The organism is Psychrobacter sp. H25, from assembly GCF_059076335.1.
Genome location: NZ_JCACRV010000001.1, coordinates 3,117,815 through 3,143,900 on the forward strand (window position 1 = coordinate 3,117,815; position 26,086 = coordinate 3,143,900).

The following is a 26,086-nucleotide window of genomic DNA, read 5'->3' on the forward strand; positions in this document are numbered from 1 at the left end:
TCTTGATACTGTATTTATATCAAGGACTACATTTGAATCAAAAGCTATGTTTGAACCCACCGCTGTCTGTCTTTATAGGCATAAAAACAGACAGTAGCGTAAAGTAGCAGATTAACCTGCTAATAGCTCGTCAAGTTTGCCTTGCTGGTTCATTTGGTTAAGCTCATCAAAGCCACCAACAAAGGTATCACCAACAAAAATTTGTGGCACAGTGCGGTAGTTATTGGTTTTTTGCATCAATGCTTGGCGATCTTCACGGCTCATATCATGCATACCGATTTCTTCATAATCAACGCCTTTAGTCTTTAATAATTGTTTGGCGTTTGAGCAGTATGGGCAGATAGGTGTGGTATAAACTTTAACTGGTACAATCATGGTTAATCCTTATTTATAAATTTGTGAGACAACAGCACTATTATAGATAACACGATTAATTATCATAGTCTACGTGTTGGTATAGTCTGTTATCAATGAGTAAAGTACAAATGTATTCGGTTGTGTTCACTACTAAAGTGGGGATAGGTACGACAAATTCAAGCCGTCTCAGTTTAAAACGCCTCACAGCATTAACTTTGTCACTTTAACTTTACTGCCTTATAAGTACTGCACAAAAAAAGACACCTTATTAAGAGGTGTCTTTTTATTTTTTGAGCGCCAGTCAGGTAGTGGTAAACACTAACTAAGCATAGCGTTGAAGCAGGCTTGCTATTTGCTTAGACTGGGCTTTGACTTACCTTTCTTTGATTTAGCGTCTTTTATACCAACCAATGGCATGCCAGCACCTTGCCAACCACCGACACCGCCCTCTAGACGATAGACGTCATCTTTGCCAATCATTTGAATGGCTGCGCCTGCTTGTACGCCCATATCACAGATAATAATTACTGGCTGCTCAATCGCACGAATCTCTTCTAAGCGGTCTTTCAGGTCAGTGAATGGTATGTTGCGGCTGCCTTGAATATAACCTGATTCAAACTTCTTCTTGGCGCGAATATCGATCAGCTGCGCGTTTTGAGAGTTGACCATCATGCCAAGAGTGTTGGGCGATATTTTTCTACCGCTACGTTTGTTTTCAATGGTAAAAAACAGGATAGCAAGTACGGCTAATATACCAAATAAAAACGGGTGGTTGCCCACAAATTCCAGCGCACGATCCAAACCATACCTCCAAAAAAATAAGTGTTCTATCAGGCTGAGAAGCCAGCCCAATGATAATGAACAAGGCGCTATTATACCGATAAGGTCATCTATAGTAAACGGGCGATGACACGGTCAATAATCGAGCTGTCATCTTGCTTTTGAGATGACGTCAATTGAGCCTAATAAGAATTAGTAAGGCTTAGTATCTGCCTCTTCTCTTAGCGTCACGAGGTTTTCAACGCGGCGCTGCAATACAGTCCCATCCGCCACGGCTTGCCATAGTGCACAGCCTTTACTGTTATGAGTGTGGCGACAGTCACGGAATTGACAGTCACCGGCCAATGGCGCCAGCTCAACGAAGCCTGAAATAATATCATCAGGGGTGAGGTGCCAGATACCATACTCACGGATACCTGGGGTATCGACGATACCGCCTTGGGTAAGATCGTCTGGGTTAAATGGCAACAGTCGGCTCGTCGTGGTGGTATGTTGACCAAGCTTAGAGTTTTGCGAGATGACATTGACGCTTTGACCAGACTCTGGAAGTAGGGCATTGATCAGACTGCTTTTACCAACGCCAGATTGACCAGCAAAGATAACTAGCTTTTTATCTATGTAGCGTTTTAGCTCATCGAGTCCTTCTTGTTCGTCACTTTCGGCGACGTTTTCAGGACAATCGACCGAGGTGAGTACGCTCTCATAGCCAAGTGCTGCATACTGTGCCAATAACTCATTGGTATCAACACCGTTTTCTTGAGCCAACAGATCGGCTTTGTTGAGGACGAGTAGTGGTTTGACACCCGCGTGATGGCACACCACCAGATAGCGATCGATTAGTGTTGGCGCGGCGGCAGGCAATGGGGCAAAGACGATGGCCAGAATATCAACATTGGCGGCGACGGGTTTGAGCTTATGATAACGATCAGGACGAGAGACCAGTGAGGTACGCGGCTTGACCGCTTCGATACGTCCAAAGCCGGTGTTGGAGTCGGCATTCCAGCGTACTTGGTCGCCAGCGGCTAGCATCGGTAGATTGGTACGTACATGACAGCGCCAGATGTCGCCAAGCGCGAGCGCTTGCCAAAACGGCTCAGGATCATCAGGGGCGACTTCTGGCTGTTCAGGTATCACTGAAGGCAGGCTTGTGACTTGTACTTCTAATTGCTTACCGTAGTGCGCCATGACCACGCCATCCATCAAGCTATCATCGATGCTGTCTTGATTGGACAGTTGCTGCTTGTCGATGCGACGAATCTGTTGTTTAGTCAGTTTGCGTTGCCGGATTAATGCCATGGGTTTGTGACCTATTATAAAAATATTGCTAAGTGTAGCGTGAAAATTTGCTAACATACAGCCTAAAGCGTCTGCGGCAGACAGTGGTTTTGTAATATTGTAGCGACTCTAAAGGTTTTCTGAACCGAATAGCGCGTTGTAATACTGCTCGAGCACGGATGTCTACGTGTAATACGTTTTTTCAATTGTTTTTCTAAAGTTGCTTTTCCAAAATTATGAATGATAGGATATTTTATGGCTACCGGTGACCATCCCAATAAGATTAAGATCAAAAACCAAGGTAAAAAAGGGCTGGTATGGATTGACTTAGAAATGACCGGACTCGATACGTTAAACGATGAGATTATTGAGATTGCCACCGTCGTAACTGATGAAGATTTGAACGTGCTTGCCGAAGGGCCTGTGTTTGCGATCAAGGTGTCGGATCAAGTTTTAAATAAGATGGATGATTGGAATACCAAGCAGCATGGACAGTCAGGATTGGTCGACCGTGTGCGCCGTAGTACGGTGACACTGGCAGAAGCGGAAGCTGAGACCATTAAGTTCCTAAATAAATGGGTTGATAGTGGTAAGTCACCAATGTGCGGTAACTCTATCTGCCAAGATCGTCGCTTTATGGCGCGCCAAATGCCAGAGCTTGAGCGCTTCTTTCATTATCGTAATCTTGATGTGTCGTCGATCAAAGAGCTGTGTTTCCGCTGGCGTCCTGACATTCTAAAGAACTTTGAAAAAGGCGGCAGTCATTTAGCTTTAGACGATATTCGTGACTCTATTCGTGAGCTAAAGCACTATCGTCAGCATTTCTTTAAATTGATGGACTAGAGAGCAAGCGATAAGTAGCTCAAGCATGTAGTAAACATAAAAAGGGTCTGTTGAACTATCGACAGACCCTTTTTATATTGAAAAGATGTTTTTGAAGATGCATTGTTTAAAATGCCATTAAGTTTAAAACGCCATTACACGCATTTTAGCGAACAAGAAATTCAAACTCGTACAACTTAAACTCAGCATCATTACTATTCAAACTCTCATTTGAATGCTCGTCTTCTGTTACCGCGCCAATTACCGCATTAACTTTTGGCTGGCGAGCGTCTTTACCTAACAGTCGCCAGTCGCCAAGCACATAGCGCTTTTTATCAGTGGTAGCTTGATGGATATCGGGACGGTGGGTATGACCGTGCAGTAGTGCATCGCTAGCAGTAATGGCTTGATATACGGCTTTATCATTCACATCCATGATATAAGCGGCTTTATTGGCATTATTTTTCTGGCTTTTTTTGCGCATATTATCTGCGATGGCTAAGCGTTTTTCTAATGACTTGTTGAGCAGATACCACTGAGTCAGACGGTTACGCATGATTTTACGAAAGAACTGATACTTCTTGTCATCCGTGCAGAGTGCGTCACCGTGTTCCAAGCGGTAATTCTGTTGACCAATAGCCAAAGTATACGGTTCGCTGATCAACTCACCACCGAATAGATTACAAAACGGCTGACCCAACAAAAAATCACGATTGCCATGCATGACCAATATCTCGCAACCATTGATACGTAGCTGCTTGAGTTTGGCGATAAGCGGCGTTAGCCAATGCGTTATTTGTTCGTCCTCTGACCCTTCTTCTTTTAATAGGGGTAAATACATATCATCGCCTAGCCATACCTCAAACCAATCACCCAATATAAAGAGACGCTTAAGAGCAGGCAGAGCAAAACAGTCATCCAGCAGCGTCAAAAAAGCCTGCACTAAGGCAGGCTCCTGAGGCGATAAATGCAAATCGCTAATCAATACTTGCCGCACTTGATGAGGGCGGGTCGTGATTAAGTGATCAAAACTTTGCATTTATCTTTGTCCTCGTGACTTATCGTATAGCGAGCATGACTCAATAAGTTCTACTACAAAATGCTCGCTCATTCACAGCTATTATTGAGTAGCTGCTATTAAGTAGCTTTTATCGAATAGCTATTACTGAGTAACGATGGTTGCTGAATTGATAACAACTGGCTCTTTTGGCACATCAGCATGCATACCGAAACGACCCGTTGGGACGCTGCGCATTTTTTCGATAACGTCCATACCGCTAGTTACTTTACCAAATACGGTGTAACCCCAACCTTGCATGTTTTTGCCAGAGTGGTTTAGGAAGTCGTTGTCTTTTACGTTGATGAAGAACTGGCTGGTTGCTGAATGCGGATCTTGGGTACGCGCCATTGCGATAGTACCTTTGTCATTTTTCAGGCCGTTGTCCGCTTCGTTTTCGATAGGCGCATTGGTTGGTTTTTCATTCATCTCAGCGTCCATTCCACCGCCTTGAATCATGAAACCATCAATGATGCGATGGAAAATCGTACCGTCATACTGACCAGATTTTACATAGTTCAAAAAGTTTTCTACGGTTTTTGGCGCTTTTTCTTCGTTGAGTTCGATAACGATCGCACCCATATTGGTTTCAAGTTCTACTACTGGTGGCATGTCTACCATGGGATATTCCTTTTTGATTGCAGCGCCTTAAATGACGCTGTCAAGTGGTGGTTAAAAGTTGGTGTTTAAAAAGTTACGGGTAGTCTAACGGCTTTTTTATCCCGTGTCATGTATCAGGCTGTTAATGCGTTTGCGAAACCTGATAGAATAACGCAACTTTACCTATTTTTGATCAGCTTTGACAAATTGTGATAATGCGGTTGCACTATCCAAGTTTTTATATTCTCGCTTTATTTTAATACTTTAGTTTAAACGTTTCGTGATGCGTGATGGCACGCACCATGAACTGACAATTTGCGTTAGGAGCAATACCCGATGAGTGAGCACTCAAACAACACTGCACAAAAAGACGAACCAAAAAATGATTTTATTCGTAATATCATTCGTGACGATGTCAATGCGCAAAAGTATGAGCAAATTGTCACGCGTTTTCCGCCTGAGCCAAATGGCTACTTACACTTAGGTCATGTCAAATCTATCTGCCTAAACTTTGGGGTGGCCGAAGAGTTTGGCGGTGTATGCAACCTGCGTTTTGATGACACCAACCCAACCGCAGAAAAACAAGATTTCATTGATAATATTGAAAATGATGTGAAGTGGCTCGGTTTTGAGTGGGCAGGCGAGGCGTACCACGCATCAAGTTATTTTGATCAGCTGCATGCATGGGCAATCCAGTTGATTGAGCAAGGCGACGCCTATGTTGATTTACAGTCGCCTGAGCAAATTAAAGAAAACCGTGGCTCATTTAATGAAGCGGGCACGCCTTCACCATATCGTGATGCCAGCGTCGAAGAAAATCTAGCGCTTTTCAATGATATGAAAGAAGGTAAATACGCTGAAGGTAAGGCTATTTTGCGCGCCAAGATTGATATGGCAAGTCCAAATATGAACTTGCGTGACCCTGTTATTTATCGCGTCATGCATCAATCCCATCATCAAACTGGTGACAAATGGTGTATCTATCCGATGTATGACTTTGCTCATCCGCTCTCTGATGCGCTTGAAGGTATTACTCATTCGTTGTGTACCCTTGAGTTTGAGGATCACCGTCCGTTCTACGACTGGGTCATCGAAAAAGTCGGCTTTGATGTGCCGCCGCACCAGTACGAATTTAGTCGCTTAAACGTTGATCACACATTGACCAGTAAGCGTAAGCTCAAGCAACTTGTTGATGAAGGCATCGTGAGCGGTTGGGACGATCCACGTATGCCGACCGTCGCTGGTATGCGCCGCCGTGGTTATACGCCAGAGGGCTTGCGTGATTTTTGTGAGCGTGTGGGTGTGACCAAAGCGGATAGTGTGGTTGACTTTCGTCTATTAGAGTTTAGCGTTCGTCAGTCATTAGAGACAATGACTGCGCGCGGTATGGCGGTGTTAAAGCCACTAAAAGTGACGATTACTAACTTTAGCGAAGCGGTCAGCAGCTGGGAGACACAAAAAGCCGATAGTGTGAACGCGCGTTTTGATGATGAGGCGCAGACGCTTTGGTTGACTCAGCCCAAACACCCTAACGTCGACATGGGTGAGCGCGAGATCCCATTTACCGAGACGCTATACATTGATCAAGGTGATTACGAGATTGAACCACCAGCAGGTTATAAGCGTCTCTCTCCAGAAAAGCCAGAGATTCGTTTGCGGAACACCTACGTGTTAGCCGTCACTGAGCATATCACTGACGAGAGTGGCAATGTCGTCGAGCTAAAAGCAACGATTGATCCTGCCACTCTTGGCAACAACCCTGAGGGTCGCAAGGTTAAAGGGGTGATTCACTGGGTATCTGCCAGTCAAGGCGTACCAGCAATCGTACGTATGTATGAGCAGCTATTTAGCGTTGAGGATCCAAGTAGCGTCGCTGACGTTCATCAGGCATTGAATGCTAACTCATTAACTGAGCTAAATGCTGTCGTTGAGCCATCTTTAGCCAGTGCTGATGCTGGCACGCGTTTCCAGTTTGAGCGCGAAGGGTATTTTATCTCTGATAGCGAAGATCACAGTACTGATAAGCCAGTATTTAACCAAATCGTTAGCTTACGCGACAGCTATAAGCCCGCTTAATCTGATACTGACTAAATCTATAAAAGGCATTACCACGGAAGCTGATGTGTTGAGATAATACTGAACAATAGTAGTTTGCAAGCAAGCCCATTTCTAGTACGCTAGGGATGGGCTTTTTTTGGACAATTATAAAGTTTTTGACAGTAATATTTGAGGAAATGAGCATGGCAAAATTTTTGAACAGCAGTGGGACGACCTATCATCTAGAAGAACTGATTAAAAACGCTTCTGATCGGTTGATTATTATTAGCCCATATTTGAAGCTTAATGAACGTATCAAAGAATTATTAGAAGACCGCAACCGTCTCAAGATCGACATTCGCATTGTTTATGGCAAGAATGATTTACATCCAGAGGAAATAAATTGGCTAAAAAACTTAACGTTTATTCGTACTAGCTTTTGCAAAAACTTGCATGCCAAATGCTACCTGAATGAAAACGAATGCATTATTACCAGTTTAAATCTTTATGAATTTAGCCAGGTCAATAATAATGAAATGGGCGTGCTGATTTATCGTAATGACGATGCCAAACTTTATGCCGATACTTACGAAGAAGCGCAGCGCATCATTCGTATCAGTGATGAGGTTAGAATGTCTCTTGAAAAGGTAAGTGAAACCCAAAGTCAGCCTGAACCTAATACCAAAACAGCAAGTACAGCATCTCAGACGCCAGTAACGTCGACTGCGCCAACGACAGATGCCACACCTAATTATTCTAAATTGACCACTGCCAAGCTTGCCAAAGAATTGGGCGTTAAGACACAGGAGCTTAATGAAAAATTGCTTGCAGCAGGTTACCTACAATCTCAAGAGGGTGAGCTTGTATTGACTGATGCTGGACGTGCTGCTGGTGGCACTAGTAAAAAGGGCAAGTTTGGTGAGTTTTGCTTGTGGGATGCAGGCATGGTTGTATAAGAAGCTGTGAGAATAGTTACTTGTTTGCTAAGTGGTAAATGGAATAACCGCATTACAATCCGTCACAAGACATTCATAACCAGTTTGTTACTATAAAGTCAGTTTTTAGGGATGTGCTTGGTTTTTACTACTCAGCACATCGAAGATAATAATAGAGCGCGAGACCGACGTGTCGATAACAGCGTTCATCAACATAGCTAAGGAATACAGCATGGCACATTTACGTTTAGGTGATACCGCACCCAATTTTGACGCGGCAACCACAGAGGGTGATATTAATTTTCATGAGTGGGCAGGTGACAACTGGGTCGTTTTTTTCTCGCATCCAGCAGATTTTACGCCAGTATGTACCACTGAGCTTGGGCGTGCAGCCGCATTGAACGGCGAGTTTCAAAAGCGCAATGTGAAGCCGATTTGTATTTCTGTCGATAGTCTAGAAGATCATAAGTCTTGGGCAAGTGATATCGGTGAGACGCAAGGGACAGATATGAACTTCCCAATCATCGCTGACCCTAATAAGGAAGTCGCTGAATTATATGACATGATGCATCCTAATGCAGACAGTACGCACACAGTACGTAGTGTGTTTATCATCGATCCGAACAAGAAGGTGCGCCTAACACTGACATATCCTGCGAGCTGTGGTCGTAACTTTGATGAAATCATCCGCGTTATTGATGCATTGCAATTGTCTGACGAATACAATATCGCCACGCCAGTAGATTGGAAAGAGGGTGATGACGTGATCATTCCACCAAGCGTCAAGAACGAAGATATTGCTGCCAACTATCCAAAAGGTCATAAAGAAATCAAGCCGTACTTGCGTACGACACCTGCACCAAACAAATAATTAGCTTGGTTGCATAGATATGATTAAATAGAGCCTCATGACTCAATGTCGTGGGGCTTTTTATATTTTGACTCATGAGCAATAAGCCTTTGCCATGAGGGTCAGAGTAGGCTATAACTGTGGTATAAAGCATCAATAGATTGGTACTCAGTACTACCACGATCATAATAAAGCGTATTAACGCTAAGCTGTTGTTCAATCATTATTACAAGGAATTTACTATGAAAAAACTATACGTTACTCGTACCGCACCCAATCCGCGCAAAGCACTTATTTTATTGGCTTCAAAAGGCATCGATGTCGATGATATGGATGACATTGATGTGATTGATATTGACTTTGCTGCAAACGAGCAGATGTCAGAAGCCTTTACTCAAATGAACCCAATGCAGACCGTACCCGTCTTAACACTAGATGACGGTACCGTGCTCAATGACTCACAGGCAGTTTGCGAGTATTTAGATCGCGTTTATGGAGAGCGTTCGGTCATGGGTAATGACGTGGTGCAGCGTGCCCAAGTGTGCTCTATGCGCCGTGTTGCTGAGTTCGAGGTGATGTACAATTTGATGCTAGCATTCCAGCACAGTCACCCGTCCAAAGCACAGCGTGTTGAACAGGTGCCAGAGTTCGTCGCGCCATCGATTGCTCGAGCTATCAAGGCAATGGGGTATTTTGAGACAATTTTGGAGGGTCGTGAGTATCTAGTAGGTGAGCAACTGAGCTTTGCAGATATCGTGCTTTATCTAAGCCTAGACTTTGGTAAAGTGCTTAAGATTAATCCTAATGAGCAAGGTGAAAACCTAGCACGCTTTTATCAAAAGATGAATGAGCGTTTTAGTATTAAAAATATAGCCAAAAACAAGTCTGCATGAACCAACGTTAAAATTTAGGTATTCAAAGATCTATTAGCCTGAGAACCAAATTTAACCTGAGAAACAAATGCATTTTAAGTAATATCAAGGATAGCTGATATTTATTGGCTGTCCTTTTTTTCGTAATACTTATGGCATCAAACAACAATAGATTTAAATAATAATAAAAATCAACATTTCATTACATAAGGCAATATCCCTCAGTCTATAGTGGTCAATCTAAATTGATTATAATAATCTCATTCCACATGATCATTTAATAAAAGCCAGTATGAAAACCAGACATAGAAAAAAGTGATACACGCTTACTACGAGGTATGAAATATGGTAGGTAGAGCAAAAAAACCAACAACGATAATATTTTTATTGCCTAGTGTGTTGGCAATAAGTTTGATGCTAAGTGCTTGTCAAAAAGAAACAACAACTAGCGAAGAGAGTGCATCAGATAGCACTGAAGTCAACGACGCATTAGATTCGGTAGCGAGCGAAAACCTGACGTCCAATGTGAGCCCTACATCAGACCCAGTCAGATCAACTATGTCTAATGCTGAAGCGCAGCTGATTGACACCTTATCTCGTCATCGTTGGACACTTGATAGTGTCACTGATGCGAACCATCAATCTGTGACCGAGTTTGCGAATATTAATAGCCAAGTTACCCTAGTGTTCAATGAGCATCAAGGACAGAACACGCTCAGTTATAGTGTTGGTTGCAATACAATTAGCGCCGCCTACCAACTACAAGGACATACGCTGACTATAGATGAAGGTATGAGCACCAAAATGTCTTGTAGCGAACTCGATAGCGCCGAAAATACTTTGAATACACTGATGCTAGGTAACAGTGAGTTAAAGGTGACTCAGAGCGATAGCCCAGTGTTGACACAGTTTACCAGTGATAATGCCACCTTGGTCTGGAGCGGTAGACTCACCCCTCAAGCGAAATACAACAGCAAGGGTGAGGCAGTGTTTTGGGCAGTAAATGCTAAAAAAGTAGACTGTGAAATGAATAATGATAAACAGTGTTTACAAATCAAGCCGGTCACCTACGATAACCAAGGCATAAAAACTCACGAAGGAAAGTGGAGAGTATTTTCTGGAGAGATTGATGGCTACCATCACGATGGCACGCATGAGGAGGTACTACGCTTACAGCGTTATCAGCTAGGTACCAGTGAGCTACTAATGAACGATGAGCCACTAGAGAGTGACACGAATGATGACGCCTATGCTTATGTGTTAGACGCTGTTATCGAAAGCTCAGTTGCAGAATAACTCAATACAATGTAATCCATTAACCCATCTGAACATTTCAAAACAAATAGGCATTTTAAACGTCGACAGCTATGAGATGTCGATAGCTATTAGATATCGAAAGTTAGGATGAAAATAGGCAATAAAAACACGCACCATTGGACGCGTGTTTTTATTGCCTATTTTATGCTTGAGTATCTATTTGTGTCAGTGTTTAATGACTTTAACAGCACTTATCTTAACAGCGCTTATCTGTTCTAACGTAAGTTACCCAAGTCTTCTTCGGTTAGACGCCAGCGCCCTTTTTTCTTAGAGCCGCCACGGCCTCTCATGGAGCTGTTTGATAGTATTTTATTCATAGAGTGACTTGAATGCGCATGACAAATAGCGCAGGCAAGACCGTCAGCAGCATCTTGTTGTGGTACCACCTCTAACTTCAGTATTCGGCAGACCATCTCTTGCACTTGCTCTTTTGCCGCCGCGCCATAGCCACATACCGATTGTTTGATCTGCCGAGCAGTATATTCTGATACTTCTAGATCCAGTGCGACCATCGCTGCAATCGCGGCACCTCGTGCTTGTCCCAGTTTGAGCGCAGAATCTGGGTTTTCTGCCATAAATACCTGTTCGATAGCGGTGTAAATGGGTTCGTCTGCATATTTCAAATGATGCTGTGTGATACGAGTCAATCCATTAAAAATACGTTTGAGACGCTCAGGCATCTCCTTAGTATCTGTGCGAATCGTACCTGCATCGATATAGGTGAGTTTATCACCCGTTTGCTGGACTATCCCATAACCGGTCATACGTGACCCTGGATCAATCCCAATAATAATTGCCATAGTATTCCGTCTTGCTTACATTTTGTTTTATGGCTTAAAAATGAGCCGTAAGTTTGATAGTATAGCAACCAATCCCCATATACATCATATGTTAGCCATTTTAATTTACATGGCACTCAATTTATTGGTTTTTATTTTATAGGACGACACTTTATGGGTCAGATAGTTGGTATAGCCATCGTTTGGTTTATTATCGAGATGCTACTGTGGTATTTGCTTGCTCAATTTATGAGCGGCTGGTGGGTGTTCATGTGGTTTATTGTTGCAGCGGTTATCGGTATTTCTCTTGTGCGTAAAGGTATGGCTTCTCTAAACCCAATGGCCCAGCAAATGAAAGCGGGTGGCATGATGAACCCTGCAATGCGTCCGCCAGAGTCTACGATGATCAAAAGTATTGCTATGGCAGCAGCGGGTATCTTATTGCTGATTCCAGGCGTATTAAGCGATTTGCTTGCGCTACTGGTTGTACTACCACCTGTACAAAAGAAGCTTAAAGACGTGGCTAACAACTATGTCATGAATAATCAGCAAAAAATGATGGAAATGATGGCAAAGCAGATGGGTGGTCAAATGGGCGGCGGACAAAACCCGTTTGGCGGCATGGGTGGTCAAAACCCATTCGGTGGAGCAGGTGGTATGAACAATCAAAATCCATTTGGTCAGCAACAGCAAAACCCATTTGGTGATGTGTTCAAACAACATACAACGGTTGATGGCACTGCCAAGAATGTTCCTAAAGATGTGAAAAAAATCACTAAATCTGCTAATGATGAGTAACGGCTATCCAGTCATTCATCCAACATAAAAAAAGCCCCTTTCGCTAATGGCGAAAGGGGCTTTTTAGTGGCAGTAAAAACACCTAATATAATACAAAGGATGCGTTTACAGACCGAATGAAACAACCGAAGTGCCGCTGTAAGATGGTGACCCATGAACCGTGAAGTTCAGGGCGGATGCGTCATCATCTCTGCAGGTTTCCTGATACACCGCAAGCGGTGCAGGCATACACAATGAGACAATAGGTACCACATCCTGGTAAAGCATTATCGGCTCAGGGAATAAACATCTACTAGCCAACACTTCAGAATAGATTCATCTTAACTAATGAAATGAGTGATTGCAAGTGTGAGTTACAGATTGATACTCAGTATCGTTGGTTACATGACTGGTATGGGTTTGCTGACAAATACGGCGGTATAAAAACGATACAAAACCGTTCATTTATTAGTAAAAAATTGTCAGTTTTTCAGCTATTTTAAGATTTGTGTTAATATAGAGAGCTTTCAATACCTTAACACAGCATGATAGGCGTTCATTCACTCGAGGAGCGGTAATATATGACCAATACCCAGCAAGCATCAAAATCTATTGATGACAATCAGGCGCAGCTTAATAGTAAGCAAGATGGCGCACCGAATAAAAAAACGCCGCATGTTTTAATGATATTAGACGGCTTTGGTCATCGCGAAGACGATAAAGACAATGCCATTGCTGCGGCCAATATGCCAAATCTGGACAAAATATACCAACAGTATCCTCATGGACTCATCTCCGCTTCAGGAGAAGACGTAGGCTTACCAGATGGGCAATTTGGTAACTCAGAGGTTGGCCATATGAATCTGGGTGCTGGTCGTGTGCTTTATCAGGACTCAACACGTATCTCAAATGAACTTGCCAATCGTGAGTTTTACAAAAACGAAGCGCTTGTTAATGCAGTCAAAGCTGCCAATAAGCGCGGTGGCAATGTCCATATTATGGGCCTGCTTTCTGATGGCGGTGTTCACTCTCATCAGGATCATATCGAAGGCATGTGTCATTCGGCATTGGTTCACGGTGCCAAAAATGTCTTTATTCATTGCTTTTTAGACGGCCGTGATACGCCGCCTAAGTCTGCTGACAAGTATATCAATCGCTTGCGTGACTATATCAACAAGCTCAACGCCCATTATGAAGGCGGGCATGTACAGATTGCTAGCATCATCGGCCGCTACTATGCAATGGACCGCGACAATCGCTGGGATCGCGTACAAAAAGCCTATGAGCTGATCACAGAAGGCAAAGCTGAGCGCCTATCGACCAGAGCAGATGGCGCTGTCCAAGCCGCCTATAAAGCGCGCGAGACTGATGAGTTCATTAGCCCCACGACGGTGATTGGACGTGACGAAGTGCCTTATACGGTCGAAGACAATGATGCACTAATCTTTATGAATTTCCGTGCTGACCGCGCTCGCGAACTTGCACAAGCGTTTGTTCTGCCAGATCACGAGTTTTCTGGATTTGCTCGTCAAAAACAACCGAAGCTTTCGGCATTTGTGATGCTAACGAAGTACTCAGATATTTTGGCCAATAATACAAAAACTAGTATTGCCTATTATCCAACATCTTTGGCCAATACATTGGGAGAGTACTTACAGGATCAAGAGAAGACGCAGCTACGTATTGCAGAAACTGAGAAGTACGCACACGTCACGTTTTTCTTTAGCGGTGGTCGCGAAGAAGAGTACGACGGTGAGACCCGTATTTTAGTACCGTCTCCCGATGTCGCGACTTATGATCTAAAGCCTGAGATGAGTGCGCCTGAAGTCACTGATAAGCTGGTAGAAGCGATTGAATCTGGCAAATACGATGTGCTAGTCGTGAATTATGCCAATGGTGACATGGTTGGGCACACTGGTATCTTCGATGCTGCGGTAAAAGCAGTAGAGGCATTAGATGTGTGTGTTGGACGTATTGAGTCAGCAGTGCGTGCGGCTGGTGGCGACATGCTTATCACTGCCGATCATGGCAACTGTGAGCAAATGCAAGACTACGAGAGTGGTCAAGTGCATACTCAGCATACGACAGAGCATGTACCACTGATCTACGTAGGCACACAAAAGCTGCAAGTACGCCATGGCGGTAAGCTTAGTGATGTGGCACCGACTATTTTGGCATTGATGAATGTCGATGCACCTGCTGAGATGACTGGTGAGAGTCTATTGGTTTCAGCATCGTAAGTCGGTTGCCTCAAGTTATCCGTACATTGGATAACTTGTAGAAAATAGTTAATTAGATTAATGATATAAACTAGAAAAGGGAAAGGTATTTATTATCTCTCCCTTTTTTTGTGACGTATTTTGTCCCATGATTTGCAAAACTGCTCTAGTCCGAGAGAGGCTTTTGGTGTTAACTTATACGGTAATACATAACAATAATGTCATACATTCTATTATTTAAATGAGTTTCTTATGCCTTCTATTTCTCTTATGCGTTCATCTTTGTCCAAACAATTGGGAAAAAAGGCGCTTAGATCATCAATCGCAAATAGTAATCTCAAGCCTAGTCACCTCAAACATAAATCTCTCAATTCTGTAGATCCTAAACGCTTATTAGTACTGGGTTTGCTAGGGTGGTGTGTTGCCAATACGAGTGCGCAAGCAGCAGACCCAACTGATGCATCCACCCCGAGTCCTACAGCGAGTCTACAACTGATCAGTTTGAATGCAGATACCGTAGCGTCTGAAGATGATATTGATATGTTAGCAGCTGCTGATGAGTCAGATGATTCGATAGACAGCGTCCCAGATGAAAGTGCGTTAATGGATGATACCGATAGCATTGACACAAGCATTCCACCAGAAGTCCAGCAAGTATCGTTAAATGCGATTTCTCCTGAGACGCTAAAAACCTTTGTGGCTGTCGTAGACTTGGTACGTCGTCAGTACATCGATGCGGTCAATGATGAGGAGCTATTCAACAACGCGATGAGCGGTATGTTGACCAAGCTTGATAGCCATGCTGAGTTTTTAGATGCTGAAGCCTACGAAAACTTACGTGCTTTTACAGAGGGTGACGTCGGCGATATTGGTATCAAAGTGACCTACCAAGCAGATGCAGGATACTGGGTTGTGACAGACGTTATCGATGACTCGCCTGCTGACAAAAAAGGAATCGCCGTTGGTGATTACCTGCATCAGATTGATGAGTTCAAGCTTGATGAGAATAGGAAAAGCAACGATATTGATCAGCTGCTAACAGGCATTGCTGGTACACAAGTAGATATCATTACGTCTAAGGCAGGTCGCCGCAAGCACACCACAACGTTACAGCGCAATAATAGCCACCCCCAAGTTATTCAAACAAAACTCGTCGACGGTATGGCAGTTATTAAACTGCCTGCCTTCCAAAACAATAGCCGTGAAAAGCTGTTGGAAGGTTTGATTGATTTGAACGCGCCTATCTCAGGAGTATTGTTGGATATGCGCGACAATCCAGGTGGGGTGCTCACATCAGCGGTGAGCGTTGCCAGTTTATTTATGAGTGATACTGATGTCGTACAAGTACAGGCACGCCAAGACCAATCACGCGTACTACCGACACAAGGGAATGCGTTACTCAAACCTTTGCCTATGGTTGTACTACAAAACCGCTACTCCGCATCCGCAGCTGAGGTATTAGCCAGTAGCTTACAGGCGCAAAAACGGGCGACTATCGTCGGTGAAGTAAGCTATGGTAAAGGGTCTGTACAATCTGTTATACCACTCAACGATGAGCAAGCAGTGAAATTAACGGTAGCTAACTATATGACAGCATCAGGCAGGCAAATAGATGGCATTGGAGTTGAGCCTGACGTTTCCCTATCAGGTAATGAGAGTACTTGGGAGCAGCAGGCACTAAGCTTGTTAAAAGCCCGTGCACTTGATTCTGGCATTCGTTTTGTTCGAAAGGCTACGATACAGTAGCCTTTCGTTGACTAGTAACTAAAAATTTAGCTGTTACCTAACAACATATCGTAATACAACGTGTCATTTTCAATAAAGCAACTTTAATACTTAGATAAACTAATCAGACTGGTCTTCTGCTATTTCTAGTTTTTTCATGCGATACCGCAATGAGCGAAAAGTGGTTCCTAACAGTTCTGCTGCTTGGGTTTTATTCCAACCAGTCTGCTTAAGTGCTGTGATAATCAACTGTCTTTCTTGCTCTTGTAGGTAATGCTCTAAGCCCTGAGGTGGCAACTGCCCATCAAGGGGTTCTTGAGCGCTTGTGTTACTGCTATTGTCTAGCTGGGTAGTATGCGTGAGCGATGCTGTCTTATTAATATCCGTTTGCTCATCCGTATCCGTTTGAGTGGCTGATGGTGCTACTTGGTTAGGTGTTGATTGTATCACCGACGAATAATGCTGAATATTAGTACGATAAGGATGTAGATTCGTTGTTTCTGGCTTGGTCTGTATAGCGGTTACCTCAACGCTAGACTGCGAGGTCCGCTCATGGTTTTCTGCTACTTGGGATATCGATTGAGCAGTTGGTTGCGACTTGCTTTGATCATCTACATGTTGGTAAGCGCTTTGATTGTCGTTCTGGTTGGTGTTTTCGCCGTGAGATTGTGTGTCTTCAAGGTTTTGCTCAAGCTCAGGAAGACCCAAGTGATAGGTGTCAATCTCTGAGGTCTCAGCCAAGGTCACTGCACGCTCAAGTAAGTTGCGAAGCTCACGAACGTTACCAGCAAAATCGTGACGTTGCAGACGCGCGCAAGCATCACGTGTCAGTGATGGCGGGGTATCTAGTTGCCATTCTTCAGAGATTAGTGCCAAAAAATGTTCTGCCAAAACAGGGATATCATCACGGCGAGCATTGAGCGTTGGTAGCTTGAGTTCGATCACATTGATACGATAGTATAAATCTTGTCGAAACGCGCCATCTGTCACCAACTGACTCAAATCTTTGTGAGTGGCGGACAATATACGGATATCAACAGGGACTTCTTTGGTATCACCAATGGCTCTGACCGTTTTCTCTTGAATAGCCCGCAGTAGTTTCACTTGCATGGCCAATGGTAAGTCTGCCACCTCATCTAAGAATAACGTGCCACCATTTGCTTGCTGAAACAGACCTTGTTTATCGGCAACTGCTCCTGTAAAGCTTCCTTTTTTGTGACCAAAAAACTCTGATTCCATTAGCTCAGAAGGAATAGCGCCGCAGTTCACTGGTACAAAGCTACCATCACGTCGTGGGCTTAAGTCATGAATCAGTCTAGCGACAACCTCTTTACCTGTACCTGACGCACCAGACAAAAATACGGGCGCCTGTGACCGTGCCAACTTTAAAATAGTATTTTTGAGAGGATGCATCACAGCAGAGTTGCCAATCAGCCTAGTGTCTAATAGTTTTTGTTCAGGCGAGCACTCAGGTGTGGTTTGTGCTTCATTATCTTGATGAATAACTTTCAGGGCATTTTCGACCAACTGACGTAGACGTGGCAGCTCAAGTGGCTTATTCACAAAATCAAAAGCACCGATTTTCAATGCTTCAATCGCTAGATCCATACTGCCATGAGCGGTAATCACCGCAATGGGAGTGTTGGAGCTATTGCTAACTTCTTTTACCAACTCTAATCCTGAGCCGTCAGGAAGCTTTAAATCAGTCAGACAAAAATCATAATCATTGTCCTGCCAGTAGGATCTTGCTTGCGCCAACGTATAAGCAACATCACTTTTGATGCCCATCTTGGTTAAAGTGATTTGCATTAATCGGCATAGATCCACTTCATCATCAACGACCAGCGCTTTTGTTGTCATACATTATCTCATTGTGTTTAATGGCTACAAAATATTAATAGCTAGGGCCAGATAGGGTAGCGCTTTTTGTAAAAGAGTATGTCAATCATACCTGGCTTCTATAATGATCAATATTGACTACTCAAGAATTACAAATAGACAAGGTTTTGATCTAAAGCGATGCTAATAGAGGTTTTCTTCAACAGCTTGAAAATTATGATCAGAGTCAATAGCGGGTATAATTAAACGAAAGCATGTTTTTTCGTGTTCAGCAATATATAGCAAGCGTGCCTGATTGGCCTCACAAAAAGCTTGTGACAAATACAATCCTAGACCAGTCCCTGTTTTGTCTGTTGTAAAAAATGGGTTAAACAAATGTTTTAGATCTTCATTGCTTACACCATTACCGTCATCTAATACATCGATTATAACATCGTTGTCGGCGTAGTAAATTTCAATTTCCACATAAGCATGAGGGTGGCTATAGCTACTATAACGTAAGCCATTATTGATCAAGTTTATCAATATTTGCTCTAATTGATGAGGATCAAATTGGATAGTAGGTTGGGTTTTTACCCGTAGAAAAATGTCGTGTCCTTTGAAGTAGTTTTCTAAAAATGCGGGCATCCATTCAGCCAATACAATTGATTGCTGAGAAGCGGCTTGTTGGCGCGACAGTTTTAAAATATCTTCGATGATACGGTTCACCCGTTTCGTTTGTGAAAATATCATTTTATAGAGCTCATGATTGCCCGCCATATCCACATTTGGTGCACTGGCCAATAGACTTTCATCTGTCTCAAACTCAGTAAAATCTTCCATTAAGAGCTGGCTGGCTTGTGAGATAGCAGCGAGAGGATTTCTGATCTCATGTGCGATACTGGCTGTCAGCTGACCCAATGATGCCAGTTTCAATTGCTGTGCGCTGGCTTGTTCACGGCGTAAGTCTTCTAAAATAATTAATTTACTGTCATCTTTTAGTGGAATGATTTGTACACGCAGCTTACCAAATATCGAAGCATTGGCTACCTCAGGCACATCATAAGTAAACGTACGCGATTGTCCTGTAGCCACTGATAAGCAGGCTTTGATTAGCTGAGTATGTTGTCTGCTCAGTTGCTGTTCAAAGTTGGACAAAACGGCATGGCTACGGTCATCTCCTGTAGCCATCAAGGTTTTATGTGCTTGTATTGAAGGGCTCTGTGCAATACTGAGCAATTGGTGAGCTGCAAGGTTTGCAAGGACAATATGCTGTCTGTCGATGACGATAACCCCGTTGACCATTTGCGTGATGACTTCTTGATTGATCACATTAAGTCGTTCGACTTCTTTGGCATGGGTTGCAGCTACTTTTTCAAGTTGCACCAAACGCTGAGAGATGGACCAACTCAAACCGCCCACTGCCAAAAAGCTGGCTGACATCAGTAACGCATCACCCAAGTTAGCTAAGCTCATACTATTGGCAATGGCATAGAAAAACTGTTGGTAAATGACAAAAATAATAGCCAGTAGGGTAATGACTAGGGCTTGAGAGCCGTGGAGTAGCATGAAACTGGCGGCAACGACGACCATGTATAGCATGGTCAGCTGTAAATCAGGCTCCCCTGCGGTATAGAGCAATAGACTCAATATAATAACGTCGAGCACCAGACCAAATGCGAGCTGCCGGCGCATCTGTTTGTTCACCACATAAAACAGGCCCAGCAAAATCAAACTCAGCATCACATAAAAACTCAATGCGGTTTGCTGCAAGAAGCTGGGGAGAGAGTCGTTGTTATCAGCTCGAGCAGCGATATATAGCATCAGCATAGAAAATATGCTGACGATAAAACGATAACTGCTATAAATGATGCCCAACCTACGCAATTGCGGCAGAGGAATCGTATCATCTTGATGGATGTAGCGTGTGATGGCAGAGACAAGTCTGGTAGCAGGTTTCATAAATTGACCATTACAAAAAAGAGGTGCTGAGTAGCTTAGGGTTGAATCAAACCATGGCGAATGGCAAGGTGGGTCAATTTCACATCACTATCAACCCCGACTTTCTCGTAGATACGGTAGCGATAAGTGTTGATGGTTTTGACACTGACAAATAATTGATCAGCAATTTGCTGAGGGCTTTGGCAATTGACGACCATCATGGCGACTTGTTTTTCTCTATCACTTAATAACTCAAAAGGTGAAGTAGCATTATCAGACAACAAAACATCGGCCAATTGCTCAGCAACATCTTGACTGAAATAACGACCCCCTTGATAGATTTTTTTGACAGCGCGTATCATCTCGTCAAGCGGAGTGCCTTTTGTGATATAACCATTTACGCCAGCTTTTATCAACATTGAAGGATAAGGCTGGGCTGACATGCTACTCACTGCCAAAATCTTAATACCCATATCGAGCTGAATAAGGCGTTTGGTGGCCTCAAGCCCGCCGATATTTGGCATATTGACATCTAGCAATACCACATCAGGACGTAGCTGCTTGGCCTGTTTTATCGCCATATCTCCGCTGTCTGCTTCACCCACTACTTCGATATCGGGGCTGTCTGATAACATGCGACTAATACCCATCCGCACCAAATCATGATCATCCACCACCAATACTTTAATCATAACCATACTCTTTGTTGTTTGTCAGAATGAATTTTTTATAAGAATGAGATCGTAGGAAAAACGAAACTGTTGTGAGGTATATTTTGTTTCCGAATATAAAAAACATTGATAATGCACCACGTAAATGTCAGTACTTAGTCCGTTTGAAAGTTATCAGTTAATATAGAAAGGTATCAAGAATCATAGCATTCTAAGTTAAGTTATATTTCTATATTGTGAATCAATGTTTCCACAATATAAACTGGTTGTGTCAAAGTTTGAATGGAGTCAAAAAAAACCACTAAATCAGTTTGATAGATTAAACTTAAATGTAAACCATGATACACTAAAAATACAAAAGCTCTATGTGAGTACTTACAAACACATCTACAAACGCTACGTACGTTTTTGGCGTCAGACAGTATGTAACTGGCGTGATAGCGACAGCAGGAGGCATAATGAAGCAACTACCATTAACCAAACAGCAATTGATCGCTGCTATGATTTCATTGAGTTTGGGCAGTGTTGCACAAGCCGCACTTACAATTAATGGTAGCACTGAGACGACCTCTAGTGCCCGTATGAGTTGGGGCGGTGCTGATAGCCTATCTGAAGCACGCAACATTATGTATAAGTCTAACAGCTCAGCCATCAAAAAAGTCGATAATGGTTATGGTACGACCAATATCACGAACACCAATAGCTTTGCGAGCAGTAGCAACACCAATGGCGCTCGTTACAATACAACTTACCGCGGTGCATTTGGTAGCAGCAACATGATCCCAATCAGTACTGACTCGCGCAGTGTTGCGGTAATTGATGCCGAAACTGGCGAATCTATCTACGAAAAAGATGCAGATATTGCGCGCCCTATGGCCAGTATTACAAAAGTAATGACAGCTATGGTAGTGCTAGATGCTGGTCTCGATATGCGCGAAGAGATCACACTTGATCCAGAGGATTTTGTTGGTCCCAAGCGTGCAAGCTCACGTCTAAAATCAGGTGACCGCATGAACCGTGCAGAGCTACTGTTGATGTCTTTGATGAAATCTGAGAACCCAGCGGCAAAAAGCCTAGCGCGTAATTATCCAGGTGGCTACAATTCTTTTATGCGTGCAATGAACCGAAAAGCACAAGATTTGGGTATGAGCACGGCATTTTTTGGGGATCCAACTGGACTTGATAAACGTAATGTTGCTTCCTCAAATGATTTGGTAAAAATGGTACGTGCGGCTGGCAATTACGATGTCATTCGTCGTTTTTCTACCACCAAGAGCTATGACTTCTTTGTCTCGAACTACTCAAGCGGTAACCGTACTTATAGTGCCAACAATACCAGCAGTTTAGTTCGTGCAGGTGATTATCCAATCGGTATTTCAAAAACAGGCTTCATCAATGAAGCTGGGCGCTGCGTTGTAATGGAAACACGTGTTAATAATCGTCCAGCGATTATCGTTATCTTAGGTGCAAACAGCTCAGCGACACGTTGGGGAGATGCCAAGAACATCCTAAATAGCTTAGCAACACGCCGTACGGTATAAAGCGTTTATTTTGAATACATAAAGGGCTGTTATTTTACATAACGGCCTTTTTATTGTGTTGTGTTTAAGAATAATAAATCAAGGATGTTTACTATGAGTCAATCACCATCATCTCAATCTATTATGCCACCGAAGCTCTACTTGCTGACCAATGATGATGAGTTTGGTCTGTTGTACCAAAAGCTAGAGGCAGCGCTATCGACAAATTTGATTGGGCTATTACAGATTCGCCGCAAGCAAATTGTCAGCTTACCAAATGGTGATGCGATGCTCTATGAGGAAGCGAAGCAAATTGTCGAGTTGGCTAACATATATGAGGTCCCAGTCGTCATTAATGATGACATTGAACTGGCAGTAAAGCTTGGCGTCGGTGTGCATCTGGGTCAAACAGATGGAAAGATTAGTGATGCCTTGCAAGTTCTAGCACCATCCCAAATCATTGGACGTACCTGCCACGGTGATATAGAACTCATCAAAAAAGCGAAAAAGAACGGAGCAAGCTATGCGGCAATGGGTGCGGTGTTTGCCTCTACCACTAAACCAAACGCGAACATTGTCTCACGTGAGCAGCTAATTGAAGGATGTCAGCAGGGCATACCGATATGTGTCATAGGTGGATTGACTGCAGAAAACATCTCAGAACTGGCAGATATACCTATTGCTCTTGTGGCAGTAGTGGACGATATCATGGGGTTACCAGTAGATAAGGTTGCCGAGCGTTGTTATGAATGGCAGCAGGCACTTTCTAAATAGAAAATACCTGCTTAGAAGGAAAACACCTACTTGATAAAATGCTTTAAAAAATAGATATAAAGAGCTGAGTAACTATTCGGCATGTTCCATACATAAAGTAGCGTAGGGCAGTGCTTCTAATCGTTGCTCTTCGATTTGCTCTCCGCACACTTCACATTCGCCATAAGTACCGTTTTCGATACGACTCAATGCATTTTCAACGTAAATGAGACTTTGGCGTGCTTCGCCCATTAGATTCTTGCGCATATCGTTCTGACGATATGAGATGGCTTGATCCTCCCAGTGCTCATTGAGATCATCTTGTGGGTTTTGGATATGATCTTCAATTTTGTCGATGCGAGACTCGTATTCATCTTTTAACTTTAATAAGTTTTGTTTTGCATTGTCTAAATCAATACTCATAATGCTCTCCTAAAAGGTTATTGTTATTGTCAACGCTCCTATCATAAAGACCCTGACTGCTGAGTACCACCACGAAATGTTACTGTTTATTGAATCGGCTCAACGCTAGTAGATGCAATCGATTCGTTGAAATAGACGTCTAAAAATAATAGCTCGCTATATCAACATTACGCAGGTTTTTGTAGCGTTGCTTGCGAGCCTATGATAGAAAACTGGTAGAATATATCGCCGCTGATTTCTATCTGCTTATCCAGTCCAATAAAATAAATGGGTAAACAGCCTGAGCGTTTAGCGATAAAGACATAAATAATAAGCATGCAAAGCGATAATCCAAATCGTTGAGTACATATAATGGCTCATAGTTAGAAAGACTATTGGTCTTATTAATAATGATAGCAGTCGTAAATTAACAAATATGTTGATATATAGGAGCAGGCAATGAATTTTTTGCGTATGAGTGAGCTGAACTTAACGGACAAAGTAGTACTGATCCGAGAGGATTTAAACGTCCCTATCAAAGACGGTAAGGTTACAAGTGATGCCCGCTTACAAGCAAGTTTACCCACTATCGAGATGGCGTTAGAGAAGGGCGCTGCTGTGATTGTATGCTCACATCTAGGACGTCCAACAGAAGGCAATCCTGAGACCATCTACTCATTGGCACCAGTTGCTGATTATTTGACAGACAAACTGGGCTCGAAAATATCGACGCCAGTACGCCTTAATAGTGACTACCTAATGCAAGGTACCGCAGCAAAACCTGGCGAAGTTGTACTACTAGAAAACGTACGCTTTAACGATGGTGAAAAGAAAAACGATACGACTTTAGCCAAGAAGTATGCTGATTTGTGCGATGTTTTTGTCATGGATGCCTTTGGTACCGCGCACCGTGCACAGGCATCAACAGAAGGGGTTACCCAAGCGATGCGTCAAGCAGGTAAAAGCGTTTGCGCAGGACCTTTGCTGGCAGCTGAATTAGACGCCTTAAGTCAAGCGCTTGAAACGCCAGCACAACCGATGCTTGCTATTGTTGGTGGATCAAAAGTGTCTACTAAACTAGAAGTACTACATAGCCTAGCTGAAGTGTGTTCGCAAATTATCGTTGGTGGCGGTATTGCCAATACTTTCTTGGCCGCTCAAGGACACAGTGTTGGCGCCTCACTGTACGAGGCAGATTTGCTCGATACTGCGCGTGACATTATGACCAAAACTGAGATCTTGCTACCGGAGCATGTCGTTGTTGCCGATAAAGGCGATATCGATTTTGCTGATTTTACAGGCTCTCTACAGAAAGCTGCAGCAACCATCAAGTCTGTTGATGCAATCGGCGACAATGACATGATATTGGATATCGCACCACAAAGTGCAGAGCAGCTTGCTGATGCCATTATTAATGCAAAGACAATCTTGTGGAATGGTCCGGTAGGTGTTTTTGAAGTCGATGCTTTTGGTCAAGGCACACAAATACTGGCAACTGCCGTAAGAGACAGCGACGGTTTCTCTATAGCTGGTGGCGGTGATACATTGGCGGCTATTGACAAGTACCAAGTTGCTGATGGTGTGAGTTATATGTCGACAGGTGGCGGTGCGTTTTTAGAGTTCGTCGAAGGGAAAGTGCTCCCGGCAGTTGCAGCGCTGCAAACTGATGCCTAAAAAGTTAACGTTACTCAGCAGTTTAGTAACATTAGACGTACAACTAATAGTAGGTATCTAAGGTAGTCTGTGAAAATAATATTTTGACTGTTGTTTTTCTTATTTTTATTTACATAAGTGAGAACGATAGTCATTCATTATCAAGCGGTAATTATTTGTTTATATACTGAAAATTATTATTGCATGTCTCATTCGCACTCTATAAAATAGCGCGACCATGTATCTTGACATGCATTATTTACGAGAGGTTTATTATGTTAAAACGTCATTTGTTACTTGCTAGCGTACTTGCTGGTACTTTCGCAGTTACTGCATGTAGCCAACAAACTGAAGAAAATACTGAAGCTGCTGTTGAGTCAGCTGGTGATGATGCTGCAATGAATGCTGAAGCTGCTGAAGCTGAAACAGACGCTGCTGCTGCCGAAGCCGAAGCTGCTGCACAAAACGCTGGTGATGAAGTTGCTGAAGGCGCTGAAACTGCGGGTGCTGCTGCAACAGACGCTCTAGAAAACACTGGTGATGCTATCGCTGAAGGTACTAACACAGCGGTCGAAAACACTGCTGAAGCTGTTGCTGATGGCGCTAACGCTGTTGCTGACGGTGCTAACGATGTTGCAGTTGATGCAGAACAGCAGTACTAAGCAAAGTAACAAGTACTTTGATGACTGTTTGGATATTATCAGTAACTGATAGATCATCCTTTTAATTAGTCATTGCTTTATAAGCCTCGAAATACTAGAAAAGCCTTGGTGATTGCCAAGGCTTTTTGCGTTGTGCGCTATTAGGATAATGGATAGCGTGACTTAACATATTTGATTTGGTATATGTCACTCAATCTATGCCACCAAGCCTATATGACTCAGAACAAGTATGATAGAAGTGGTTGGCGCAGATGCACTAATCAG

Annotated in this window: 24 protein-coding genes and 1 other RNA gene; 13 read left to right on the plus strand and 12 right to left on the minus strand. The window is 43.2% G+C overall.

What is annotated here, in order from left to right; translation table 11 throughout:
- Positions 1–111: 111 nt before the first annotated feature.
- From grxC to rsgA, 3 genes are all read right to left on the minus strand, one after another.
- Complete coding sequence (gene grxC, locus AC5JPO_RS12750) at positions 112–375, minus strand: glutaredoxin 3 (RefSeq protein WP_443526099.1); 264 nt, start codon at positions 373–375, stop codon at positions 112–114.
- 330 nt (positions 376–705) lie between these two features.
- Positions 706–1,158, minus strand: coding sequence for a rhodanese-like domain-containing protein (locus AC5JPO_RS12755; RefSeq protein ID WP_319050640.1), 453 nt, complete (start codon positions 1,156–1,158; stop codon positions 706–708).
- 171 nt (positions 1,159–1,329) lie between these two features.
- Positions 1,330–2,433, minus strand: a complete 1,104-nt coding sequence (gene rsgA / locus AC5JPO_RS12760) for a ribosome small subunit-dependent GTPase A (RefSeq protein ID WP_443526101.1) — start codon at positions 2,431–2,433, stop codon at positions 1,330–1,332.
- 234 nt (positions 2,434–2,667) lie between these two features.
- Between rsgA and orn the strand changes: the two genes are divergently transcribed.
- Positions 2,668–3,255: an oligoribonuclease gene (gene orn / locus AC5JPO_RS12765; RefSeq protein ID WP_201598474.1), complete on the plus strand. Its 588-nt coding sequence runs from the start codon at positions 2,668–2,670 to the stop codon at positions 3,253–3,255.
- A 145-nt stretch (positions 3,256–3,400) separates the two neighbouring features.
- On the opposite strand, the gene AC5JPO_RS12770 is transcribed toward orn, so the two are convergent.
- Together AC5JPO_RS12770 and AC5JPO_RS12775 are read right to left on the minus strand one after the other, a co-directional pair.
- Complete coding sequence (locus tag AC5JPO_RS12770) at positions 3,401–4,273, minus strand: UDP-2,3-diacylglucosamine diphosphatase (RefSeq protein WP_443526103.1); 873 nt, start codon at positions 4,271–4,273, stop codon at positions 3,401–3,403.
- 123 nt (positions 4,274–4,396) lie between these two features.
- Positions 4,397–4,912, minus strand: coding sequence for a peptidylprolyl isomerase (locus AC5JPO_RS12775; RefSeq protein WP_179798385.1), 516 nt, complete (start codon positions 4,910–4,912; stop codon positions 4,397–4,399).
- 315 nt (positions 4,913–5,227) lie between these two features.
- Between AC5JPO_RS12775 and AC5JPO_RS12780 the strand changes: the two genes are divergently transcribed.
- The 5 genes from AC5JPO_RS12780 to AC5JPO_RS12800 all read left to right on the plus strand — a co-directional run bounded on the left by AC5JPO_RS12780 (position 5,228) and on the right by AC5JPO_RS12800 (position 10,881).
- Entirely contained in the window at positions 5,228–6,967 is a 1,740-nt protein-coding gene (locus AC5JPO_RS12780; RefSeq protein ID WP_443526105.1) for a glutamine--tRNA ligase/YqeY domain fusion protein, read from the plus strand.
- Positions 6,968–7,131: 164 nt separating this feature from the next.
- On the plus strand, positions 7,132–7,884 hold the full coding sequence (locus tag AC5JPO_RS12785) for a phospholipase D family protein (RefSeq protein WP_443526106.1): 753 nt from the start codon (positions 7,132–7,134) through the stop codon (positions 7,882–7,884).
- Positions 7,885–8,095: 211 nt separating this feature from the next.
- Entirely contained in the window at positions 8,096–8,734 is a 639-nt protein-coding gene (locus tag AC5JPO_RS12790; protein WP_443526107.1) for a peroxiredoxin, read from the plus strand.
- 221 nt (positions 8,735–8,955) lie between these two features.
- Entirely contained in the window at positions 8,956–9,606 is a 651-nt protein-coding gene (locus AC5JPO_RS12795; RefSeq protein ID WP_319050634.1) for a glutathione S-transferase family protein, read from the plus strand.
- Between the two features lie 324 nt (positions 9,607–9,930).
- On the plus strand, positions 9,931–10,881 hold the full coding sequence (locus tag AC5JPO_RS12800; protein ID WP_443526109.1) for an META domain-containing protein: 951 nt from the start codon (positions 9,931–9,933) through the stop codon (positions 10,879–10,881).
- Positions 10,882–11,117: 236 nt separating this feature from the next.
- Here AC5JPO_RS12800 and ruvC read toward each other — a convergent pair whose 3' ends face one another.
- Positions 11,118–11,702 (minus strand): crossover junction endodeoxyribonuclease RuvC, encoded by a 585-nt coding sequence (gene ruvC, locus AC5JPO_RS12805; RefSeq protein WP_443526110.1) that lies wholly within the window; start codon positions 11,700–11,702, stop codon positions 11,118–11,120.
- Positions 11,703–11,855: 153 nt separating this feature from the next.
- On the opposite strand from ruvC, the gene AC5JPO_RS12810 reads away from it, so the two are divergent.
- Positions 11,856–12,479: an FxsA family protein gene (locus AC5JPO_RS12810; RefSeq protein ID WP_443526112.1), complete on the plus strand. Its 624-nt coding sequence runs from the start codon at positions 11,856–11,858 to the stop codon at positions 12,477–12,479.
- Positions 12,480–12,597: 118 nt separating this feature from the next.
- Here AC5JPO_RS12810 and ssrS read toward each other — a convergent pair.
- Positions 12,598–12,793, minus strand: a non-coding RNA gene (gene ssrS / locus AC5JPO_RS12815) — 6S RNA.
- Positions 12,794–13,039: 246 nt separating this feature from the next.
- Between ssrS and gpmI the strand changes: the two genes are divergently transcribed.
- Positions 13,040–14,698, plus strand: a complete 1,659-nt coding sequence (gpmI, locus tag AC5JPO_RS12820) for a 2,3-bisphosphoglycerate-independent phosphoglycerate mutase (RefSeq protein WP_493853998.1) — start codon at positions 13,040–13,042, stop codon at positions 14,696–14,698.
- Between the two features lie 231 nt (positions 14,699–14,929).
- Complete coding sequence (locus AC5JPO_RS12825; RefSeq protein WP_443526114.1) at positions 14,930–16,423, plus strand: S41 family peptidase; 1,494 nt, start codon at positions 14,930–14,932, stop codon at positions 16,421–16,423.
- A 99-nt stretch (positions 16,424–16,522) separates the two neighbouring features.
- On the opposite strand, the gene AC5JPO_RS12830 is transcribed toward AC5JPO_RS12825, so the two are convergent.
- The 3 genes from AC5JPO_RS12830 to AC5JPO_RS12840 all read right to left on the minus strand — a co-directional run bounded on the left by AC5JPO_RS12830 (position 16,523) and on the right by AC5JPO_RS12840 (position 20,853).
- Positions 16,523–18,262, minus strand: coding sequence for a sigma 54-interacting transcriptional regulator (locus AC5JPO_RS12830; RefSeq protein ID WP_443526116.1), 1,740 nt, complete (start codon positions 18,260–18,262; stop codon positions 16,523–16,525).
- A 162-nt stretch (positions 18,263–18,424) separates the two neighbouring features.
- Positions 18,425–20,182 (minus strand): sensor histidine kinase, encoded by a 1,758-nt coding sequence (locus AC5JPO_RS12835; RefSeq protein WP_443526117.1) that lies wholly within the window; start codon positions 20,180–20,182, stop codon positions 18,425–18,427.
- Positions 20,183–20,217: 35 nt separating this feature from the next.
- A complete protein-coding gene (locus AC5JPO_RS12840) occupies positions 20,218–20,853 on the minus strand; it encodes a response regulator (protein ID WP_319050626.1) in 636 nt (211 codons plus the stop codon).
- A gap of 437 nt (positions 20,854–21,290) precedes the next feature.
- Between AC5JPO_RS12840 and AC5JPO_RS12845 the strand changes: the two genes are divergently transcribed.
- Entirely contained in the window at positions 21,291–22,373 is a 1,083-nt protein-coding gene (locus AC5JPO_RS12845; protein WP_319050625.1) for a serine hydrolase, read from the plus strand.
- Between the two features lie 93 nt (positions 22,374–22,466).
- A complete protein-coding gene (locus tag AC5JPO_RS12850; RefSeq protein WP_443526119.1) occupies positions 22,467–23,126 on the plus strand; it encodes a thiamine phosphate synthase in 660 nt (219 codons plus the stop codon).
- 72 nt (positions 23,127–23,198) lie between these two features.
- Here AC5JPO_RS12850 and AC5JPO_RS12855 read toward each other — a convergent pair whose 3' ends face one another.
- Positions 23,199–23,528 (minus strand): TraR/DksA family transcriptional regulator, encoded by a 330-nt coding sequence (locus AC5JPO_RS12855; RefSeq protein WP_443526121.1) that lies wholly within the window; start codon positions 23,526–23,528, stop codon positions 23,199–23,201.
- Positions 23,529–23,695: 167 nt separating this feature from the next.
- On the minus strand, positions 23,696–23,845 hold the full coding sequence (locus AC5JPO_RS12860) for a hypothetical protein (protein WP_443526123.1): 150 nt from the start codon (positions 23,843–23,845) through the stop codon (positions 23,696–23,698).
- A gap of 121 nt (positions 23,846–23,966) precedes the next feature.
- On the opposite strand from AC5JPO_RS12860, the gene AC5JPO_RS12865 reads away from it, so the two are divergent.
- A complete protein-coding gene (locus AC5JPO_RS12865) occupies positions 23,967–25,181 on the plus strand; it encodes a phosphoglycerate kinase (protein WP_443526125.1) in 1,215 nt (404 codons plus the stop codon).
- Between the two features lie 254 nt (positions 25,182–25,435).
- The gene (locus tag AC5JPO_RS12870) at positions 25,436–25,822 is read left to right on the plus strand and encodes a hypothetical protein (RefSeq protein WP_443526127.1); all 387 of its coding nucleotides are present in this window, start codon (positions 25,436–25,438) and stop codon (positions 25,820–25,822) included.
- Positions 25,823–26,086: the final 264 nt, after the last annotated feature.

Coding starts and splice junctions, on each gene's coding strand:
- AC5JPO_RS12850 (WP_443526119.1), top strand. CDS start 22,467: ATGAGTCAATCACCATCATCTCAATCTATTATGCCACCGAAGCTCTAC.
- AC5JPO_RS12840 (WP_319050626.1), bottom strand. CDS start 20,853: ATGATTAAAGTATTGGTGGTGGATGATCATGATTTGGTGCGGATGGGT.
- AC5JPO_RS12800 (WP_443526109.1), top strand. CDS start 9,931: ATGGTAGGTAGAGCAAAAAAACCAACAACGATAATATTTTTATTGCCT.
- AC5JPO_RS12845 (WP_319050625.1), top strand. CDS start 21,291: ATGAAGCAACTACCATTAACCAAACAGCAATTGATCGCTGCTATGATT.
- AC5JPO_RS12785 (WP_443526106.1), top strand. CDS start 7,132: ATGGCAAAATTTTTGAACAGCAGTGGGACGACCTATCATCTAGAAGAA.
- gpmI (WP_493853998.1), top strand. CDS start 13,040: ATGACCAATACCCAGCAAGCATCAAAATCTATTGATGACAATCAGGCG.
- grxC (WP_443526099.1), bottom strand. CDS start 375: ATGATTGTACCAGTTAAAGTTTATACCACACCTATCTGCCCATACTGC.
- AC5JPO_RS12770 (WP_443526103.1), bottom strand. CDS start 4,273: ATGCAAAGTTTTGATCACTTAATCACGACCCGCCCTCATCAAGTGCGG.
- AC5JPO_RS12810 (WP_443526112.1), top strand. CDS start 11,856: ATGGGTCAGATAGTTGGTATAGCCATCGTTTGGTTTATTATCGAGATG.
- AC5JPO_RS12855 (WP_443526121.1), bottom strand. CDS start 23,528: ATGAGTATTGATTTAGACAATGCAAAACAAAACTTATTAAAGTTAAAA.
- AC5JPO_RS12835 (WP_443526117.1), bottom strand. CDS start 20,182: ATGAAACCTGCTACCAGACTTGTCTCTGCCATCACACGCTACATCCAT.
- orn (WP_201598474.1), top strand. CDS start 2,668: ATGGCTACCGGTGACCATCCCAATAAGATTAAGATCAAAAACCAAGGT.
- AC5JPO_RS12865 (WP_443526125.1), top strand. CDS start 23,967: ATGAATTTTTTGCGTATGAGTGAGCTGAACTTAACGGACAAAGTAGTA.
- AC5JPO_RS12825 (WP_443526114.1), top strand. CDS start 14,930: ATGCCTTCTATTTCTCTTATGCGTTCATCTTTGTCCAAACAATTGGGA.
- rsgA (WP_443526101.1), bottom strand. CDS start 2,433: ATGGCATTAATCCGGCAACGCAAACTGACTAAACAACAGATTCGTCGC.
- AC5JPO_RS12795 (WP_319050634.1), top strand. CDS start 8,956: ATGAAAAAACTATACGTTACTCGTACCGCACCCAATCCGCGCAAAGCA.
- AC5JPO_RS12790 (WP_443526107.1), top strand. CDS start 8,096: ATGGCACATTTACGTTTAGGTGATACCGCACCCAATTTTGACGCGGCA.
- AC5JPO_RS12780 (WP_443526105.1), top strand. CDS start 5,228: ATGAGTGAGCACTCAAACAACACTGCACAAAAAGACGAACCAAAAAAT.
- ruvC (WP_443526110.1), bottom strand. CDS start 11,702: ATGGCAATTATTATTGGGATTGATCCAGGGTCACGTATGACCGGTTAT.
- AC5JPO_RS12870 (WP_443526127.1), top strand. CDS start 25,436: ATGTTAAAACGTCATTTGTTACTTGCTAGCGTACTTGCTGGTACTTTC.
- AC5JPO_RS12830 (WP_443526116.1), bottom strand. CDS start 18,262: ATGACAACAAAAGCGCTGGTCGTTGATGATGAAGTGGATCTATGCCGA.
- AC5JPO_RS12860 (WP_443526123.1), bottom strand. CDS start 23,845: ATGCTTATTATTTATGTCTTTATCGCTAAACGCTCAGGCTGTTTACCC.
- AC5JPO_RS12775 (WP_179798385.1), bottom strand. CDS start 4,912: ATGGTAGACATGCCACCAGTAGTAGAACTTGAAACCAATATGGGTGCG.